Genomic DNA, 18,465 nt, shown 5'->3' with positions numbered 1-18,465 from the left:
AAGGCGAATCGGGAACTGCAAAATCTCATACGCGATAATGGCGAATTATCACGTGTGAGAGGTGTCATGGCGCCCTGGTGGTCCCCAATCCGGTACGAAACGCGCCGGATGTAGTGATGAAGGCCGCGTATTCTCGGTGCTGCCCAATTGCGGGACGGGGCAGTTGGCCTACCGCGATTGCCGGTGCCTTCTGAAGCCACCCGGGGGTATTTGCATGCGCGAGCCGTATACAGGGCAACCACCAAGGAGATCAGCAATGGCCGACCTCGACCAATGGCTCGCCGACGCAGCCAGGATCACCCATGAAGCACCGTCTGCGGTAAGTACCGCGCGCATCCAGCAACGGCTCGCAGCCGAGCCCGCGCCCGACGTGCTGGTCGCCCGCTATGATGCGCGGCGTGCCATGCTGTGCGCCGCCATCGCTGCGCTGGTGGCCTTCACGGTGATCGACCGCGTGGCGACCGCCGTCTTGAACAAGCCGGGCCCAACCTGGGTTGCCACACCGTCTGCCGCTTCTCCGTTTGGCCTGCTGATCGGTGAATGATGACGCCACGCACCCGACGTCTTTCCCTCTCAACGCTAGCCGGCGCTCTGGTGGGGGTGGCCATTGCCGGCGCCGTCGTCTTCCTGTCGCACCCATCGCAGGAGCACCGGACCGACCTGCACGAGATGCTCCACGAGGCGGTGCCGCTGGACGCCAACGAGCGTGAAATTCTCGACATGAAGGAACAGGCCTTCGCCCAACGCCGCCGGGAGATCGAAACCCGGCTGCGCACGGCCAACGGTCAACTCGCTGACGCGATTGCCAAGAATCCCACGTGGTCGCCAGAGGTCGAGGCGGCCACCCAGGAAGTGGAACGCGCGGCTGCCGATTTGCAGCGGGCCACGCTGGTCCACGTTTTCGAGATGCGCGCGGGCCTGAAGCCCGAGCACCGGCCTGCTTATGACCGCGTGCTGGTTGATGCGCTTCGCCGTGGTTCGCAGTGACCAGTACGGAAGCGGACGGCGTGCTCGCCCGGCGCGCCGCTCGGGGAGATCACCATGCGTTTGGCATCCTGGTGCGGCGGCATAGCCCCGCCCTGGCGCAGGCTGGCCGCAGCTTTGGCATTCCGGAAACCGATATCGACGATGTCGTGCAGGACACCTTTGTTGCAGCTTGGCGCGCGCTGGGGGACTACGACGAGGCTCGACCGTTCCGTGCCTGGCTGTTCCACATCGGGCTCAACAAGATGCGTGACCTGCGCCGTTTCCGGCGCGTGCGGCACTTCCTGTTCGGCGCGGAGGATCTGACGGACCCCGAACGCCCTGCCTTGGCCGATCCAGACCCGGGCCCGGAGCGCCGTGCTTCTGCCCGGCGCGAATTGGCACGCGTCGTGGCTGTCCTGGACGGGCTCGATGCGAACTCGCGGGAAGCCATTGTTTTGACCGCCATCGTCGGCATGTCGCAGCCGGAGGCGGCTGCCGCACTTGGCATGACGCCGAAGGCCATTGAGGGGCGCATTGGCCGCGCCCGTGCCAAGCTGGCTGCCTTGATCGACGCCCGCAGCACCGAATAATTTCGACGGGCGCGAGGGGGTGCCGCGCTGGGCGCCGTATTGACCAATCTGTGCCGTCTTCGGCTTCTGCTTCCCTCAAGAAATCCGGCGATGACCCGCGTGTCCTCTTTCCATACCCTCAGCGTGCTTGCCGCATCGCTGGCCTTGTCCGCCGCATCTGGTTGGGCGGCCGAGGCACCGCCCTTTACAGAATTGCTGCAGCAGTCGCTCGCCCACGCGCCCGCGATGCGCGTGCAGGCCGCCAACGTCTTGGCCGCTGGCGCCGATGCCGCCCAGGCGCGCGCGTGGCCCAACCCTCGTGCGGAGTCGGTGTTCGAGAATCTGGGGGCTCCGCAGAGCGATGGCGTGAGCCAGCGCCAGAACACCTTTTCCATCACACAGCCGATTGAGATCGGCGGCAAGCGTGGCGCACGCATCGAAGCCGGGCAGCGCGGCTTCGCCGCCGCACAAGCGCGCGAGCATCAAACGCAGATCGCGTACGCGGCTGAATTGGCGACCGCCTATGCGACGGCAGAGGCCATGCTGGCGCGAAAGTCCTTGGCTGCGGAAGACCTCGGGCGCGCGCGCGAGGAGCTTCGCGTGGCCCGCGCGCTAGTCCAATCCGGCAAGGAAGCTGCGTTGCGCGTGTCCCAGGCGCAAGCCAGCGTCGCCGCCGCCACTGCGGCTGAACATGCGGCTGGCGCGGACGCGACGCAAGCGCTGGAGCAGTTGGCTGCCTTGGCCGGCTCTGACGAGCCCTACACCCGTCTGGCTGGCTCGCTTCTGTCCACATCGGCGGCACCTCCCGCCTCGTCGGGCGCGGCGGACGAAGCCCCCGCTGTCGTCACGGCGCAAGCCGAGCGAGACGTGATAAGCGCCCAGGTCGAGGTCGAGCGCAAGAAGTGGGTTCCCGAGGTTGGCGTCAGCGCAGGCGTGCGCCGCTACGGCTGGACGAATGCCAGTGGCTACGTCGTGGGCCTGTCGGCCACGATTCCACTGTTTGACCAGAACACGCACGCGGTGACCGCTGCGGTCGAGCGTGCCGCCGCCGCAGAAGCCAGGCTGGACACCGTGCGCCTGGAAGCATCTGCGGCAAAACGATCCGCCCAGGCTCAGGCTGCGGCTTCGGAAAAACGCCTCGCCGCAGCGGCGGAAGGCGAACGCGCAGCCGCCGAAGCCTATCGCCTGGGCCGTCTCGGCTACGACGCCGGCAAGACCCCGTTGATTGAACTGCTCGCCGTCCGGCGCGCGTTGTTTGAAGCAAGGCAACTCACGATTGACGCGCGCCTCGCGCGCGTACGCGCGTTGGCCGCACTGGCACAGGCTGACGGCCGCCTGGCTTTTGAGGAAGCTCGATGATGAAAGACAACCTCCGCTCGGCCAACTGGCCGCTGATCGCCGGGATTGCCGGGGTGGCCGCCCTGGTGGGGTTCGGTGTGGCGCGCGGGCTTGTGCCCAGTCATTCTGCGGCGCCAGCGGCCAAGACAGCCGCCGCGCCCGAAAAAGCCGCCCCCACTGAGGTCAAGGTTCCCCTCGAATACCTGGCCACCGCCAACATCGCGGTCGAGCCGGTGGCCACGGCTGGCGTGGGCGCGGAGATCCTTGCGCCCGCCACGGTGGTCGCCGCGCCGGGCAGCGAGGCCGTGATCATTGCCCGCGCGTCGGGTGCTGTCCAGCGGATCAACCGCCGGCTTGGTGAGGTCGTGCGTGCGGGCGACGTGCTGGCCCTGGTGGACAGCCCGGAGGCGGCCGCGATGGCTGCAGAGCGCCGGGTGGCCGCCGCCAGGGCCGATTTGGCGCGCAAGACCTACGCACGAGAAGCCGCACTGTACGAGCAAGGCGTCACGCCGCGTCAGGAGATGGAAGCGGCCAAGGCCGCGCTCGAAGTCGCCAATGCCGAGGCGCAGCGCGCAGCGACCGTGGCGCAATCCGCGCATCTTGCCAGCGACGGTCGCTCGGTCGCGGTGACCAGCCCCATTGCCGGCAGGGTGACGGCGCAATCCGTCACGCTGGGCGCCTTCGTGCAGCCTCAGGCCGAACTGTTCCGGGTCGCAGGCAGCGGCACGGCACAGGTGGAGGCTTCGGTCACGGCCGCTGATACCGCCCGCGTGGCGGCCGGCGACACTGCGGTGATCTTGCTGGGCAGCGGCTCGCCCGTGCCCGCCGTGGTGCACTCGGTGACGCCGACGGTGAACAGCAGCGCCCGCACCGCGACTGTGGTCCTGACGCCCACGCAAGCGCTGGACAAGCTGGTGATCGGCGAAGGCGTGCAGGTGCGCCTGCAAACGCGCACGAGCGGCCCCGCTGCCCTGTCGGTGCCGGAGGATGCCGTGCAGAACCTGGACGGGCGCGACGTGTTGTTCGTTCGCACGCCGCAGGGGTTCCGGCCCCAGCCAGTGCTGGTGGGCATCCGCAGTGGCGGGTCCGCCCAGATTCTCTCGGGTGCGCGCGCCGGTGAACAGGTGGCGACGCGCAACGCCTTCCTGCTCAAGGCCGAGATGAACAAAGGCGCCGGGGACGACGAATGATCGGCAGCATTCTGAACGGCGCGGTCCGGCTGCGCTGGCTCGTGTTGTTCCTGACGGCGGTGGTGGCGACAGTCGGCGCCTGGCAGCTCAACCTGCTGCCGATCGACGTCACGCCCGACATCACCAACAAGCAGGTCCAGATCAATACCGTGGTGCCGACGCTCAGCCCGGTGGAGGTTGAGAAACGTGTGACCTATCCGATCGAGACCGCGTTGTCCGGCTTGAACGGTGTGGAGAGCACGCGTTCGTTCTCGCGCAACGGCTTCAGCCAGGTCACGGTGATCTTCAAGGAGAGTGCCAACCTCTACTTCATGCGCCAGCAGGTGTCGGAGCGGCTGGCGCAGGCGCGCCCGAGCCTGCCCGAAGGGGCCGAGCCGCAAATGGGACCGGTATCGACCGGCCTGGGTGAGGTGTTCCACTACAGCGTGGAATATGCCCACCCTGATGGCAAAGGCGCAACGATCAAGGATGGGCTGCCCGGCTGGCAGAGCGACGGCAGCTTTCTGACGGACCGGGGAGAACGGCTGACCGATCAGGTCTCCAAGCTCGCCTATCTGCGCACGGTGCAGGACTGGATCGTCCGGCCGCAACTGCGCACCACGCCCGGTGTGGCCGACGTGGATTCCCTGGGCGGCTACGTCAAGCAGTATGTGGTCGAGCCCGACGCGGCCAAGCTGGCGGCCTACGGCATCTCGTATGCTGAACTGGCGCGGGGGCTGGAAGACGCCAACCTCTCGGTCGGCGCCAACTACATCCGGCGCTCGGGCGAGTCGTATCTCGTGCGCGCGGACGCCCGCATCCGCTCGGTGGACGAGATTTCACGCGCGGTCATTGCGCAACGGCAGAACGTGCCGATCACGGTCGGCCAGGTTGCTGTCGTCAAGGTCGGGGGCGAACTGCGCTCCGGGGCAGCCAGCCGCAACGGCTATGAAACTGTGGTCGGCAGTGCGTTGATGCTGGTGGGCGCCAACAGCCGCACGGTGGCGCAAGCGGTGGGCGACAAGCTCAAGCAGATCGAAAAGACGATGCCGCCGGGCGTGGTGATCGTGCCGACGCTGGACCGCTCGCAACTGGTTGTGGCCACCATCGAAACCGTGGCGAAAAATCTGACCGAAGGCGCGTTGCTGGTGGTGGTGATCCTGTTCCTGCTGCTGGGCAACGTGCGGGCGGCGACCATCGCGGCGCTGGTCATTCCGCTGTCGCTGCTGATCAGCGCAATCGGTATGAACGCGCTGGGCATTTCCGGCAACCTGATGAGCCTGGGCGCACTGGACTTTGGCCTCATCATCGACGGTGCCGTCATCATCGTCGAGAACACACTGCGCCGGCTGGCCGAACGCCAGCACCGGGAGGGCCGCCTGCTGACGCTGCGCGAACGGCTGGACGAAGTGGTGCTGTCGTCGCGCGAGATGGTCCGCCCCACGGTCTATGGCCAGCTCGTCATCTTCCTGGTTTTCCTGCCGTGCCTGACCTTCCAGGGCGTCGAGGGCAAGATGTTCTCGCCGATGGTCATCACACTGATGCTGGCGCTGGCGTCAGCCTTCGTGCTGTCGCTGACCTTCGTGCCGGCCATGATCGCGGTGCTGATGCGCAAACAGGTCGCAGAGAAGGAAGTGCGGGTGATCGCGGCCACCAAGCAGCGGTATCGCCCGTGGCTGCAAGCAGCGGTAAGGCGTCCGCTGCCTTTTCTTGGGGCGGGTGCGCTTACGCTCGCGCTGGCCGCCGTGGCCTTTGCCTTCGTCGGCCGCGAGTTCATGCCGACGTTGGACGAACAGAACCTGAACCTCTCGTCCGTGCGCATTCCGTCGACGTCGATCGACCAGTCGGTGGCCATCGACTTGCCGCTGGAGCGGGCGGTGATGACGCTGCCGGAAGTGAAGACGGTCTACTCGAAGGCCGGTACCGCCAGCCTGGCGGCAGACCCGATGCCGCCCAACGCGTCCGACAACTACATCATCCTGAAGCCTAAGGACGAATGGCCGGCGGGGGTGACCACCAAGGAACAGGTGATCGAGCGCATCCGCCAGAAGACCGCCGCGATGGTCGGCAACAACTACGACGTGACACAGCCGATCGAGATGCGCTTCAACGAGCTGATCGGTGGCGTGCGCAGCGACGTGGCTGTGAAGATCTACGGTGAGGATCTGGATGAGCTCGCGGCCACGGCCCAGCGCGTTGCGGCGGTGCTGCGCAAGACGCCGGGTGCGGCCGACGTACGTGTGCCGCTTACCGGCGGCTTCCCGACCTTCGACATCGTGTTCGACCGGGCCGCGATTGCCCGCTACGGCCTGACCGTCAAGGAAGTGGCCGACACGCTGTCGACCGCACTGGCCGGCAAGGCGGCCGGTCAGGTGTTCGATGGCGACCGGCGCTTCGATATCGTGGTCCGCTTGGCCCGCGAGCAACGCGACAACCTCGATGTGCTTGGCGCGCTGCCGGTCATGCTGCCACAGGCTGATGGCCAACCACGCGCATCGGTACCGCTGCGTCAGTTGGTGCAATTCCGCTTCACCCAAGGTCTGAACGAAGTGAGCCGCGACAACGGCAAGCGGCGCATCTACGTGGAGGCCAACGTGGGCGAGCGCGACCTGGGCAGCTTCGTCGACGATGCTGCCAAGCGCATCGCCAACGAGGTCAAGCTGCCGACCGGCTCGTGGATCGAATGGGGCGGGCAGTTCCAGAATCTCCAGGCGGCGACGAAGCGCCTGGCGATCATCGTGCCGGCGTGCTTCATCCTGATCGCGGCCACGCTCTATCTGGCGATCGGCAGCGCCATGCTGACGGCGACGGTATTGACCGCCGTGCCGCTCGCGCTCGCCGGCGGCGTGTTTGCGCTGCTGCTGCGCGGCATGCCGTTCTCGATCTCCGCTGCCGTCGGGTTCATTGCCGTGTCGGGGGTGGCGGTGCTCAACGGGCTCGTGCTCATCTCGGCCATCCGCAAGCGCCTGAAAGATGGCATGGCGCCCGATGCGGCAGTCGTCGAAGGGGCCATGGAACGGGTGCGGCCTGTGCTGATGACGGCGCTGGTTGCCTCGCTCGGCTTCGTGCCGATGGCGATTGCGACGGGTACCGGCGCCGAGGTGCAGAAGCCGCTGGCGACGGTGGTGATCGGCGGCCTGGTCACCGCCACCGTCCTGACACTGTTCGTGCTACCCGCGCTCTGCGGGCTGGTGTTGCGGCGGCAGGCCCGCCGCGAGTCGGGTGACCAGGGGGTACTCGAAGCGCAGCCATAACGGGGGGCAGCCGTATTGATGTAGCGATCTCTACATCATTGCAGCGTCGCATACGGCAATCTAAGCTGCCGTCATGACTGCCCCTCTCGATTCCTGGCTCCTGCTGATCGTCAGCCTGCCAACCGCGAGCGCAACCGCGCGCATGCGCGTCTGGCGCGCGCTCAAGGCGCTGGGCTGTGCCGCCCTGCGCGACGGCGCCTACTTATTGCCTGCCCACGCGGAACAAGCCCCCCAGTTGCGCGAGTTGGCCGACGAAGTCGTACGGGAAAACGGCCAAGCCTGGCTGCTGCACGTCCAGGCCCCAGGGCCGGATGAGGCGGCGATCTATCAGGCCCTATTCGACCGCACCCCTGATTACACGGACTGGTTGGCCGAGCTGTCGGATGCCCGCAAGACGCTCCCCGGCCTGGCCGCGGCGGAACTCAACCGCCTGCACCGTCGGCACGCCCGCACCTATGAGGCCATCCGCAAGATCGACTTCTTCCCCAACGAGGCGTCGATCCGTGCGCAGGCGCAGTGGCGGGACTTTGCGGGCGCCGTCACTGCCGTTCAATCGCCGGGTGAGCCGCATGCGGCCGCCGGCAGCATCCCGCGCCGCGACCCTGCGCAGTATCAGGGCCGTATGTGGGCCACACGCCAGCATCTGTGGGTCGATCGCGTTGCCAGCGCCTGGCTGATCCAGCGCTTCATCGATCCGCACGCGCGCTTTCTCTGGCTGGAGAGCCCCGCCGATTGCCCGGCAGATGCGCTGGGCTTCGACTTTGACGGTGCGACCTTCACGCACGTCGGCGACCGGGTGTCGTTCGAGGTGCTGCTCGCCAGCTTCGGCCTGGACGGCAATCACGGGCTCGCCCGGCTCGGCGCGGTCGTGCACGCGCTGGACGTGGGCGGCACCACCGTGCCGGAAGCTGGCGGCTTCGAAGCCATCCTGGCCGGCGCTCGCAAACGACTGGCCGATGACGACGCGCTGCTGACAGAGATCGGCAGTGTGCTCGATTCCCTCTATGCCCACTTCTCCGGCAGCCGCAAACCAAGCTGACTTCACTGCACAACCATGATGAACACGACCCCATCCACCGCGCCCACGCCACCGCAGCCTCACCACGAACGCCCGTCCTACACGCTCTGGCAACTGGTGCTGTATTTTGTGCGGCTCGGCACCCTGGGCTTCGGCGGCCCCGTGGCGCTGGCCGGCTATATGCGCCGCGACTTGGTGGACGCGAAGCAATGGATCACCGAGGCTGACTACAAGGAAGGCCTCGCGCTTGCACAGTTGGCACCCGGCCCATTGGCCGCGCAATTGGCGATTTACCTCGGCTATGTGCATTACCGCATCCTCGGGGCAACGCTGATCGGCATCGCCTTCGTGCTGCCGTCGTTCCTGATGGTGGTGGCGCTGGGGTGGGCTTATGTGCGCTTCGGCGGCCTGACCTGGATGCAGTCGGTGTTCTACGGGGTCGGTGCGGCCGTGATCGGCATCATCGCCATCAGCGCTTACAAGCTGACGACCAAGAGCGTTGGCAAGGACAAGCTGCTGTGGGCGGTCTACCTGGTGCTGGCGGCCGTCACCGTCATCACGGAATCGGAAGTGGCCTGGCTGTTCCTGGCCGGCGGTGTGCTCGTCTGGTTCTGGCGCGCACCGCCCAAGTGGGTACGTCAGGGCAAGGTGAATGCGCTGGCCGCGACACCGCTGCCGGCGGCCAGCGGCATCTTCAGCTCAATCGACTGGCCGCTGCTGTCGCAGATCGGCGTGTTCTTTGCCAAAGCGGGCGCCTTCGTGTTTGGCTCGGGCCTGGCCATCGTGCCATTCCTCTATGGCGGCGTGGTCACCGAACACCACTGGCTCAACGATAAACAGTTCGTCGATGCGGTGGCCGTGGCAATGATCACGCCGGGGCCGGTGGTCATCACGGTGGGCTTCATCGGCTACCTGATCGCGGGCCTGCCCGGCGCTTGCGTAGCAGCGGCTGGCACGTTCTTGCCGTGCTACCTGTTCACCATCCTGCCGGCGCCGTACTTCAAGAAGTACGGCAAGCTGCCCGCCATCCTGGCGTTTGTCGACGGTGTCACAGCCGCCGCCGTGGGTGCCATTACCGGCGCGGTGATCGTGCTGGCCAAGCGCTCCATCGTCGATGTGCCGACGGTGTTGCTGGCGCTGGTGACGGTCGCGCTGCTGCTCAAGTTCAAGAAGCTGACGGAGCCGGTGATCGTGGCCGGCGCCGCGTTGATCGGCCTGGCGGTGTATCCACTGCTCCACCACTGAATCGGGCGAGACGACCATGACTACCCAAATGAAGCCGCTGGCATGCGATCCGACCAAGCTGTCCGGCTTGTCGGAGAAGCTGATCGCCAGCCACTACGAGAACAACTACGGCGGCGCCGTGAAGCGCCTGAATGCCATCGCGGCGGCGTTTGCGGCGCTCGATGTGACCACGGCTGCGGGGTTCGTGCTCAACGGCCTCAAGCGTGAAGAGCTGATCGCCACGAACTCCATGATCCTGCACGAGGTGTACTTCGACAGCCTTGGGGATGGCGGGCCGTTGGGGGGCAACCTGAAGGTTGCCATCGAACGCGATTTCGGCTCGGTCGAGCGCTGGCAGGCCGAATTCACAGCGATGGGCAAGGCGCTTGGCGGCGGCTCCGGCTGGGTGTTGCTGACCTACTCGCCGCGTGATGGGCGGCTCGTCAACCAGTGGGCAGCGGACCACACCCATACGCTGGCCGGCGGCACGCCAATCCTGGCGCTCGACATGTACGAGCACGCGTACCACATGGACTACGGCGCCAAGGCCGCGGCCTATGTCGACGCGTTCATGCAGAACGTGCACTGGGCGCGCGTCGCCGAGCGTCTGGCCACCGTGCAGCGGTAGTGCCTTTCCATCAACTAATCGCAGCGGAGGTTGTCATGCAGTGGATTACGCGCGAGCGCCCCAAGATCGATCGCATTGCCTGTCCCTGGCTGATCGCCCGCTTCATCGATGAGACGCCGGAGTTCCTCTATGTACCGTCGGGCGATGTGGTGCGCATCGCCAACGAACGTGGTGCGATTCCGTACGACATCCCTGGTGTGGAGCTTACGCATGTCGGCGAGCTGTGCAGCTTCGACGCCTTCCTCAACAAGTACCGCCTCGGCCAGGACGCCGCGCTGCAGCAGTTGGCCCGCATCGTGCGCGGCGCGGATACGTCGCGGCTGGACCTGACGCCGCAGTCCAGCGGGCTGTATGCCATCTCGCTCGGACTCTCGCAGGTGTATGCCGACGACCACGAGATGCTGGAGCACGGGCTGGTGATGTACGACGCCCTCTATGCGTGGTGCCAACGCTGCCAGGCCGAGACGCACAAGTGGCCTCCCAAGATGCCGGCCTGAACCGGCCAAGGAGACGAGCGATGAAGCGGACCCTGCTGATGCCTTGGCTGCTGTTGTTGGCCATGCCGGCGACAGGAGAAACGATCCTGTTCACCCAGGACAAGCCTGGCGCATTGCCTGCGGGATGGGTGGCTGGCGTCACCGGCCACGGCACGCCCAGATGGACCGTTGAGGCGGACGCTGCCGGCACCAACGTGCTCAAGCAGTCTGGCTCCGGCGATTTCCCGTGGTGCGTGAAACAGGGTACCGCCGTCGCCGACGGGTTCGTCGAGGTGAAGTTCAAGCCTGTCGCTGGTCATGAAGATCAGGCCGGGGGCGTCGTCTGGCGCTGGAAGGACGGCAACGATTACTACGTCGCGCGCGCGAACGCGCTGGAGAACAACGTCTCGCTGTACTACACGACGGGTGGTCACCGGCACACGCTTCGCTACCAGGATGCGCCGGTTGCCGCGCAGGCCTGGCATACGTTGCGGGTGGAATTCGCGGGCGATCGCATTCAGGTATCGCTGGATGGCAAGCGCTACATCGACGTGACGGACGATCACATCCGCGGTACCGGCGCGGTTGGGGTCTGGACCAAGGCCGACAGCGTGACCCTGTTCGACGCGTTCTCGTACGGCACCACCGCGAAGTAATACAGAGAGGAGAAAGAAGTGAATTTCAAGTCGGAAGTGGGCGGGACCAAAGGCCGGTTGCCATGCGCAATTGTCTGGGCTGGAATCGCGATGCTATGTACCACCACTTCGGTGCTGGCCGATGAAGGTTTCAAGCACCTGAGCGGTGCTGAACTCAAGAAGGCGATCGTTGGCAAGACCATCACTGATGGCACCCACTGGTCGGACAAGTTCAAGCCCGACGGCACGGTCGAATCCGTCATGCACGGACAGGTCCTAGGCGGCCGCTGGCGCGTGCGGGGCGGCGAGTTGTGCATTGCCGATTCCAACGGCAAGGGCAAGCCCCAGGCCGAGGATTGCTTCGAAGTCTGGCGCCATGGCCACGCAATCGAATATCGGCGCAATGGAAACGGCTTTGCGCAGGGGGATTTGGTCAACAGATGACGTATCGGAGCCCACCATGTCGAATGACGCCCAGCAGCTCGCTGCAATCGTTCTCGCCTGTTCATTAGCCTTCGCGATCGCCGGCTGCAAGAAGAACCCGTTTGGCGAGCGCAGCAGCGAGGTCGTCGGTATTGCGCAAGTCCCGGCGCCAGTCAAAGCGACGATTGATCGGCAGGCGGGCGGGCGGGCGATCGGCGAAATCGAGAAGCAGACGCAGAACGGCCGGGTCCGCTACGAGGTCACGCTCGGCAGTGGAAGCGACAAGTCCACCGTGCTCATCGGCCAAGACGGTCAGCAAATCGCCGACGAAGACGATGACTGAGGCTGTACATCACGGCCTGGCATCTGCCGTGGCCGCCACCCGGGGCCGGCTCACACGCTGGCTTCTGCCGTCGGGCGTTGATGCAGGTGCCTGGTTCATCCTTGTCGGCCGGGCACTGCGCGGTTTTTGCGACGGCTACATCGCCGTGCTGTTGCCGGCATACCTGCTGGCGCTCGGGCTCACCCAGTGGGCCGTCGGGCTCGTTAGCAGCGCCACGCTGATCGGCTCGGCGCTGGCAACGATTCTGGTCGGCATGCTCGGCAGTCGCTTTGCGCCGCGCCGCCTCCTGATGCTGGCGGCCGCCTTGATGGCGGCGACCGGCGTGGGCTTTGCCGGGCTCTCCGATCTCTGGCCGCTGCTGGCCATCGCCTTTGTCGGCACGCTCAACCCCAGTTCAGGCGATGTCAGTGTGTTCCTCCCGCTGGAGCAGGCGCGTCTGGCGGAATCGGCTTTGCCCGATGCCCGTACCGCGCTCTTCGCCCGCTACAGCCTGATCGGGGCGTTTTCCGCCGCCATCGGTGCCTTGGCCGCAGCCCTGCCTGGCTGGCTCGCTACGCATAGCGGCCTGTCTTTCCTGGCGGCGATGCGAGCGATGTTCTTCGTCTACGCATTGATCGGTGTCGCACTCTGGGTGCTCTATGCGCGTCTGCCTCTGCATCAGCCGCAATCAGGCGGGGCTGCAACTCCACTGGGGCCTTCGCGCGGCATCGTGATCCGGCTGGCGCTGCTTTTCAGCGTGGATGCGTTTGCGGGCGGCCTGGTGGTCAACGCACTGCTATCGCTGTGGCTGATGCAGCGTTTTGGCCTTTCGCCCGGGGCCGCAGGCCAGTTCTTCTTCTTTGCGGGGCTGCTGACGACGGCGTCCCAGCTCGTCGCCGTGCCCCTCGCGCGCAAGATCGGCTTGCTCAACACGATGGTGTTCACGCATATCCCGTCCAGCCTCTGCCTGATCGCGGCGGCGTTCGCGCCGTCGCTGGCCTTGACCCTGGGGCTGCTGCTCGTGCGCAGCGCGCTCTCCCAAATGGATGTGCCGACCCGAACGGCCTACGTGATGGCGGTGGTGACGCCGCCCGAGCGCACCGCCGCGGCAAGCCTGACCTCGGTTCCCAGAAGCCTGGCCGCTGCCATCAGCCCGACACTGGCCAGCGCGATGCTCGCCGCCGGCTGGATTGGCGCACCGTTGGTGGCCTGCGGCGTCCTGAAAATTGTCTACGACCTCGCCATCCTGCGCGGATTTCGGCGCGTCGAACCGCTCAACTGACCGAGGCGTTTCCCCGTCCCCCCCCCAACCCTTGGAGTATGAAATGGCTTTGCGAACACCGATTGCTCTTGCCCTGGCTGCAACCGTCAGCGTCTGTGCCATCGCCCACGCGGCGTCGCCCGCGCAGCGAGCCGCCCTGGATACCGCTCGCATCGAACAGGTCACCGGCCTGAAGGGCAGCTTCTCCGAGCGGGAGAACGTCTTCAAGGTGTCGAAGCCGCGCAACGATGTCCCCATCCAAGTGGACGGCGTGGCCATGCCGCCCTTCATGGGACTGACCTCCTGGGCGGCGTTCACGCCAGCCCATGACGGCCACGCCATGCTGATGGGCGACACCGTGCTCTTCGAGGATGAGGTGAACCCGGCCATGAGCGCGGCACTCGACGCCGGGCTGGAGGTCACGGCACTGCACAACCACTTCTTCTTCGACCGGCCTCGGGTGTATTTCATGCATATCGGCGGCATGGGCGACCCGGCCGAACTCGCCGCTGGCGTAAAGAAGGTCTACGACAAAATCGCCGAGATTCGTGCGGCGAACCCAGCTCCCGGGACGGCGTTTCCCGGCAAGATCGCCAGCGAGAACAAGATCACGCCGGCGCCCTTGGACGCCATTTTTGGGACGAAGGGGCAAGCCAGCAATGGCATGTTCAAGGTCGTGATCGGTGCCAAGGGCACCATGCACGGTGTGTCCTTCGGCAATGAAATGGGGCTGAACACCTGGGCCGCGTTTGCCGGCACCGATGACGAGGCCGTGGTGGATGGTGACTTCGCGATGCGCGAAGACGAGCTGCAGCCCGTGCTGAAGTCGATGCGGGCCGATGGCATCAACATCGTGGCCATTCACCAGCACATGACGCACGAGCAGCCGCGCTACATGTTCCTGCACTACTGGGGCAAGGGCAAAGCGGTCGACCTGGCAAAGGGCGTGAAGAAAGCCCTGGACGCGCAGGCCAGCGTGCACAAATCAGTGATGCGGTGAGCGCGGGCCAGCATGTCCGGTCCCCGCGCTTGTCTGCGGTCCTCAAAACTTTGAGAGCCATGCACACCCGATCGCCGATACTCGAAGGCTGCACGTCATTCAGGTGCGTACTCGCACTTGCCACCCTCGCACTCGGTTTGGCACTTACCGTCAGTGCGGCAACGCAAAGGCCGGCCGGGACACTGCCGTTGCGACATGTGGGCGACTATCCGTTACCTGGCGCCACGACGCGCTGGGACTACCTCAGCTTGGACCCGACCAGGTCGCGGCTGTTTGTCGCCCACCTCGGGGATAGCGCGGTGGTTGTCGTGGACACCAAAACCAAAGGGGTGCTGGCCACGATCAGCAACATCCGTCATGTCCATGGCACGTTGGCCGTTCCGGAGCTCGACCGTGTGTATGCCTCCGCGACGGGGACCGACGAAATCGTGGCAATCGACGCCGCGACGCTGAGAATCGTCGCCCGTATTCCGGGAGGCATCTATCCTGACGGCGTCGCCTACGCCCCGGAACTCGGCAAGCTGTATGTTTCCGATGAGACCGGTAACACGGAAACGGTAATTGATGCCCGCACCAGCCAGCGAATAACGACGATCGCGCTGGGCGGCGCCGTTGGGAACACGCAGTATGACCCGGTTTCGAAGCACATCCTCGTCAACGTCCAGGGACGGGGGATCTTGGCCGAGATCGACCCGCGCACCGATCAAGTCGTGGATCGCATCCCATTGCCCGGTGCCGAAGGAAACCATGGGCTGCTGATCGTGCCCAAGCTGCGACTGGCGTTTATCGCGTGCGAGGGCGACAGTCGCTTGCTGGTGTTGAGCCTGAACACCAGACAGGTGGTTGCAAGCTTCGGGGTTGGACAGACGCCCGACGTCGTGGCCTACGACGCGGCGCTCGGATGGTTGTATGTCGCTAGCGAATCCGGCGTCTTGACGATCTTTAAGGTTGAGGCAGCCGGAGTGGCCAAGATCGGCGAAGGTTGGGTGGGGCCGAATGCGCACAGCTTGGCGATCGATCCCGCCACGCATGAGATTTATCTTCCCCTGCCGGACATCGACCATCATCCGGTGATGCGTGTCTTGAAGCCCGACACCTGACGCACGCCGAACGCGCGACAATAGTCGAGCCCGCGCTCAACCACGATTGTCGACATGTCCCTCCGCTCCGCAACCCCAGCCCTGGCAGCCGCACTGCTGTTCGGCGCAAGCACGCCCTTGGCTAAGACCCTGACTGGCGCGGTTTCACCGATCCTGCTGGCGGGACTGCTCTATCTGGGAAGTGGCCTTGGCTTGGCGGGTGTTCTGCTATTCAGGCGGCTGACCAGGACAGCCAGCGAGGCGGCACAGCCTGGGCCTGCCATTCCTCGGGGTGAGATTCCCTGGCTGCTGGGCGCGATTGTCGCCGGCGGCGTGGCGGGGCCAGCACTCCTGATGACGGGGTTGACTCACACGGGTGCCGCGCCCGCGTCGCTATTGCTGAACGTCGAAGGGGTTTTCACCGCGCTGGTGGCGTGGATCATATTCAAGGAAAACGCCGACCGGCAAATCGTTCTCGGGATGGTCGCCATCGTCGCGGGCGGCGTGCTGCTGTCGTGGCAACCCGATGCGGCGAGCCTGTCACCGGGCGCCTTGTTGATCGTTGCCGCCTGTGCCTGCTGGGCGATCGACAACAATCTGACGCGTAACGTCTCGTCCAACGATGCGGTGTTGATCGCCTGCCTGAAAGGCTTGGTGGCCGGCACCTGCAATACTGGCTTCGCACTGGTGGCCGGCAATGCGCTGCCGGCTGCGTTGCCTCTTGTCGCGGCCATGGTGGTCGGCTTTGCTGGCTATGGGATTAGCCTGGCGCTATTCGTGGTCGCGCTGCGACATCTGGGCACCGCGCGCACCGGAGCGTACTTCTCGGTCGCGCCGCTGTTCGGCGTCGTGATTTCATTCCTCATCTGGCCTGAGGTTCCCGGCATTCTGTTCTGGATCGCTGCGGCGCTGATGGCGCTAGGGGTCTGGCTGCATCTGCGCGAGCGGCACGAGCATGAGCACGTGCACGAGCCCATGGAGCACATGCATGCGCATCGACACGACGAGCACCACCAGCATGAGCACGATTTCCCGTGGGATGGCAAGGAGCCACACGTGCATGCGCACAAGCATGAGGTGCTGGTCCACAAACACCCGCATTATCCGGACATCCACCATCGTCATACGCACTAGGGCGCGATGCCGGATATTGACCGCTATCTCGAAGCCGCGACCCGCGATAACACGCGGCGCAGCTACAAATCGGCCATTCGGCATTTCGAGGTCGAGTGGGGAGGCTTCCTGCCGGCGAGCGCCGACAGCATTGCGCGCTACCTGGCCGACCACGCGCAGACGCTTGCCATCAACACGCTGCGTCAGCGCCTTGCTGCGATCGGGCAGTGGCACGTTTCACAGGGTTTCCCCGACCCGACCCGGGCGCCACACGTGCGGAAGGTGCTCAAGGGCATCCAGGCACTGCACCCTGCCCAGGAGCGGCGCGCCAAACCGCTGCAACTCATGCAACTGGAGCGATTGGTCGCGTGGCTCGATGCCCAGATCGCCACAGCTACGGTGGCAAATGCGGGCCGTCAACTCCAGGTCCACACCCGTAACAAGGCGCTGGTGCTGATCGGCTTCTGGCGGGGTTTCCGATCGGACGAACTGAGCCGGCTGCAGATCGAGCACATCACCGTCGAACCTGGGCGCGGCATGACCATCTTCCTGCCGCGCACCAAGACAGACCACGTTGGTACGACGCACCGGGCACCGGCCTTGTCGCGTCTGTGCCCGGTGGCGGCCTACGAGGCATGGCTGGCCGCATCCGGCTTGACGCGGGGTCCGGTTTTTCGGCGCATCGATCGCTGGGGGAAGATCGCCGACGCCGGGCTGCAGGCCGCCAGCGTCGTGCCCTTGTTGCGAACGTTGTTCCAGGAAGCCGGCCTGCCCGAGGCGGCTCGCTATAGCAGTCACTCGCTGCGGCGCGGCTTTGCCTCCTGGGCCAACGCGAACCAGTGGGATCTCAAGATGCTGATGGAGTACGTCGGCTGGAAGGATGTCCGCTCCGCCATGCGCTACATTGACGCGGCAGACCCATTCGCACAACACCGTATCGAATCGGCGCTGGCGCCGCCTGCAGCACCTATGCCACCGCGGGCCATCCCACCCGCATCGACGGAGCAGCGCCCCATGGCTGTGCCCAAGCCCGTGGCTCAGACGCGCTTGATCGTGCGCCTCTATATCGAGCGCAACAGCAAGTTCGTGCGCGGCAAGTCCAAGGCGCGTCGCTGGATTGAGCAGTGCTGCTTGCCCAGTACCAAATGCGGCCGCTGGAGGGCCCCCGCACCGAATACGAGATCGTGATGCCGTTTGCCGCTGGCCCCGAACTGGAACAGGCCATCGCGGAACTGATTGCGGAGATGCACGACCAGGCGGACCTGTGCAACTGCTTTGTCGAGGTGACGCTGCACGATCCGGTGACCGATACCCACTGGAGCTAATCAGCCTGGGACTTGCGAATTGCCATTATCCCGCACGCCGGCGAGGCGCTGCCTCCAGCAGGGTGTCCTGGTACTGGTGGATCGGGAAACTCAGGATGCCCCGGAAATTCACATGCGCGAAGTGGGCCGGGCCCATGCGGCGCAGCCAGTCGTCTTCGACGCGCAGCCCCTTGCGGCGCCACGCATCGACCGTGGCCTGCATACGCTGCGTGTTCCAGGCAATCACCAGGTTCGTCAGTAGGGTCAGCGATCCGGAAATCGCGATCATTTCGTCCTGACGGCGCCCGCGGTCATGTGCCACCTTGCTGGAATAGATGGCCCGCTGAAGCTGGTGGACCGACTCACCCCGATTGAGCAGGGTGCGCAACTCGCGGCGAAACTCCGCATTGCTGAAGAAGTCGCACAGGAACAGCGTGCGCAGCAGTTTGCCCAGGTGATCCGCAGCTTTGTGGATGGGGTCGCCTTGGGCGGCGCTGCCGAAGCGCTGCAGCGCGACAATCGCACTCACGCGTCCCGAATAGATTGACGCCACCAAGCGCAGCAACCCATCCCAGCCCTCACGAATAGTCTTGAGCGAGATCTCGTGAGACGCTGCGGCCGACAAGCCGTCGCTCACTAGCAGCCCACGCGGCACGTACAGCTTGCGCTCGGACAGGTTGCGAAGC

20 protein-coding genes are annotated in these 18,465 nt (G+C 65.5%); 19 read left to right on the top strand and 1 reads right to left on the bottom strand.

Annotated elements, in window-relative coordinates; translation table 11 throughout:
* The first annotated feature begins 256 nt into the window (after positions 1-256).
* The 19 genes from QZ609_RS14175 to QZ609_RS14085 all read left to right on the top strand — a co-directional run bounded on the left by QZ609_RS14175 (position 257) and on the right by QZ609_RS14085 (position 17,800).
* Positions 257-544: a CnrY/NccY family anti-sigma factor gene (locus tag QZ609_RS14175; RefSeq protein WP_024542621.1), complete on the top strand. Its 288-nt coding sequence runs from the start codon at positions 257-259 to the stop codon at positions 542-544.
* The gene (locus QZ609_RS14170) at positions 541-987 is read left to right on the top strand and encodes a periplasmic heavy metal sensor (protein ID WP_024542620.1); all 447 of its coding nucleotides are present in this window, start codon (positions 541-543) and stop codon (positions 985-987) included. The genes QZ609_RS14175 and QZ609_RS14170 overlap by 4 nt, the downstream gene beginning before the upstream one ends.
* 20 nt (positions 988-1,007) lie before the next feature.
* On the top strand, positions 1,008-1,556 hold the full coding sequence (locus tag QZ609_RS14165) for a sigma-70 family RNA polymerase sigma factor (protein ID WP_045220704.1): 549 nt from the start codon (positions 1,008-1,010) through the stop codon (positions 1,554-1,556).
* Between the two features lie 39 nt (positions 1,557-1,595).
* The gene (locus QZ609_RS14160; RefSeq protein ID WP_276203711.1) at positions 1,596-2,894 is read left to right on the top strand and encodes a TolC family protein; all 1,299 of its coding nucleotides are present in this window, start codon (positions 1,596-1,598) and stop codon (positions 2,892-2,894) included.
* Complete coding sequence (locus tag QZ609_RS14155; RefSeq protein ID WP_024542617.1) at positions 2,894-4,063, top strand: efflux RND transporter periplasmic adaptor subunit; 1,170 nt, start codon at positions 2,894-2,896, stop codon at positions 4,061-4,063. The genes QZ609_RS14160 and QZ609_RS14155 overlap by 1 nt, the downstream gene beginning before the upstream one ends.
* Positions 4,060-7,296 (top strand): CusA/CzcA family heavy metal efflux RND transporter, encoded by a 3,237-nt coding sequence (locus QZ609_RS14150; RefSeq protein ID WP_024542616.1) that lies wholly within the window; start codon positions 4,060-4,062, stop codon positions 7,294-7,296. Before QZ609_RS14155 ends, QZ609_RS14150 begins: the two co-directional genes overlap by 4 nt.
* 73 nt (positions 7,297-7,369) lie before the next feature.
* The gene (locus QZ609_RS14145; protein WP_024542615.1) at positions 7,370-8,335 is read left to right on the top strand and encodes a chromate resistance protein ChrB domain-containing protein; all 966 of its coding nucleotides are present in this window, start codon (positions 7,370-7,372) and stop codon (positions 8,333-8,335) included.
* Between the two features lie 18 nt (positions 8,336-8,353).
* Positions 8,354-9,559: a chromate transporter gene (locus tag QZ609_RS14140; protein WP_092582997.1), complete on the top strand. Its 1,206-nt coding sequence runs from the start codon at positions 8,354-8,356 to the stop codon at positions 9,557-9,559.
* Between the two features lie 16 nt (positions 9,560-9,575).
* Positions 9,576-10,166 (top strand): superoxide dismutase, encoded by a 591-nt coding sequence (locus tag QZ609_RS14135; RefSeq protein WP_024542613.1) that lies wholly within the window; start codon positions 9,576-9,578, stop codon positions 10,164-10,166.
* Between the two features lie 35 nt (positions 10,167-10,201).
* A complete protein-coding gene (locus QZ609_RS14130) occupies positions 10,202-10,663 on the top strand; it encodes a chromate resistance protein ChrB domain-containing protein (RefSeq protein WP_024542612.1) in 462 nt (153 codons plus the stop codon).
* Between the two features lie 20 nt (positions 10,664-10,683).
* The gene (locus QZ609_RS14125; protein WP_024542611.1) at positions 10,684-11,298 is read left to right on the top strand and encodes a family 16 glycoside hydrolase; all 615 of its coding nucleotides are present in this window, start codon (positions 10,684-10,686) and stop codon (positions 11,296-11,298) included.
* 18 nt (positions 11,299-11,316) lie between these two features.
* Complete coding sequence (locus tag QZ609_RS14120) at positions 11,317-11,721, top strand: hypothetical protein (protein WP_024542610.1); 405 nt, start codon at positions 11,317-11,319, stop codon at positions 11,719-11,721.
* 16 nt (positions 11,722-11,737) lie between these two features.
* Positions 11,738-12,043: a hypothetical protein gene (locus QZ609_RS14115; RefSeq protein WP_024542609.1), complete on the top strand. Its 306-nt coding sequence runs from the start codon at positions 11,738-11,740 to the stop codon at positions 12,041-12,043.
* The gene (locus QZ609_RS14110; RefSeq protein ID WP_029769034.1) at positions 12,036-13,304 is read left to right on the top strand and encodes an MFS transporter; all 1,269 of its coding nucleotides are present in this window, start codon (positions 12,036-12,038) and stop codon (positions 13,302-13,304) included. The genes QZ609_RS14115 and QZ609_RS14110 overlap by 8 nt, the downstream gene beginning before the upstream one ends.
* A 43-nt stretch (positions 13,305-13,347) precedes the next feature.
* Positions 13,348-14,283 (top strand): DUF1259 domain-containing protein, encoded by a 936-nt coding sequence (locus tag QZ609_RS14105; protein ID WP_024542565.1) that lies wholly within the window; start codon positions 13,348-13,350, stop codon positions 14,281-14,283.
* A 59-nt stretch (positions 14,284-14,342) separates the two neighbouring features.
* A complete protein-coding gene (locus tag QZ609_RS14100) occupies positions 14,343-15,383 on the top strand; it encodes a YncE family protein (RefSeq protein ID WP_024972740.1) in 1,041 nt (346 codons plus the stop codon).
* 54 nt (positions 15,384-15,437) lie between these two features.
* A complete protein-coding gene (locus QZ609_RS14095) occupies positions 15,438-16,496 on the top strand; it encodes a DMT family transporter (protein ID WP_024542515.1) in 1,059 nt (352 codons plus the stop codon).
* Between the two features lie 6 nt (positions 16,497-16,502).
* Positions 16,503-17,663, top strand: coding sequence for a site-specific integrase (locus tag QZ609_RS14090; RefSeq protein WP_295495801.1), 1,161 nt, complete (start codon positions 16,503-16,505; stop codon positions 17,661-17,663).
* Entirely contained in the window at positions 17,663-17,800 is a 138-nt protein-coding gene (locus tag QZ609_RS14085; protein WP_295495799.1) for a hypothetical protein, read from the top strand. Before QZ609_RS14090 ends, QZ609_RS14085 begins: the two co-directional genes overlap by 1 nt.
* 25 nt (positions 17,801-17,825) lie before the next feature.
* On the opposite strand, the gene QZ609_RS14080 is transcribed toward QZ609_RS14085, so the two are convergent.
* Positions 17,826-18,465 (bottom strand): Tn3 family transposase (locus QZ609_RS14080; protein ID WP_295495796.1); only part of this gene is annotated, 640 nt, incomplete at its 5' end.

Origin of the sequence: uncultured Ralstonia sp., assembly GCA_913056305.1 — a bacterium.
GTDB lineage: Bacteria > Pseudomonadota > Gammaproteobacteria > Burkholderiales > Burkholderiaceae > Ralstonia.
Note: the sequence above shows the minus strand (reverse complement) of the source record. Positions and strands in the feature narration are given on the sequence as shown.